The 403-nt window shown below is 33.3% G+C and carries 1 protein-coding gene; it reads right to left on the reverse strand.

Annotated elements, in window-relative coordinates; all coding sequences use genetic code 11:
* Window positions 1-60: 60 nt before the first annotated feature.
* The gene (locus AOA60_RS22285; RefSeq protein ID WP_099586256.1) at window positions 61-366 is read right to left on the reverse strand and encodes a hypothetical protein; all 306 of its coding nucleotides are present in this window, start codon (window positions 364-366) and stop codon (window positions 61-63) included.
* Window positions 367-403: the final 37 nt, after the last annotated feature.

The raw sequence follows: 403 nt of genomic DNA on the forward strand, positions 1-403 counted from the left end.
CAGGTAGTATTGCGGTGCTTATTGCATACTTCATTTTTTCTAAAAAGAAAGTATGCTAAATTATCTTTCTGCTTCTAAGTTAACGGGAAGCATATTAGTTTCCTGCTTTTCCTCTTCTTCTACTTTTAATTCTTTGACTTCAACGTCTTCTATTTTTTCTATCACTTCCACCTTTTCTTGATCTGTTTCATTTTTAGTTAATTGTACTGCTTCGTCTGCTTCAAACTTTTCTTTTGCCTCTATATAGTTCAAGTGCTTGTTCATTGCTCTTTCATGCCTCTTACTACCATAGTAATAAGCTTTCACTTGGTGCCAGTCAAACCAGAATTCATGCCATTTTTTATAAAAAGTATCTTTCTTAGACATCGTACCCCTCCTTAACTTCTTATCAGATTATATTATC

The sequence above is a fragment of the Pseudomonas sp. 2822-17 genome, assembly GCF_002742485.1.
Taxonomy (GTDB): domain Bacteria; phylum Pseudomonadota; class Gammaproteobacteria; order Pseudomonadales; family Pseudomonadaceae; genus Aquipseudomonas; species Aquipseudomonas cyclaminis.

Excerpts from the sequence above, each read along its gene's own strand:
- AOA60_RS22285 (WP_099586256.1), bottom strand. The coding sequence starts at position 366 with ATGTCTAAGAAAGATACTTTTTATAAAAAATGGCATGAATTCTGGTTT.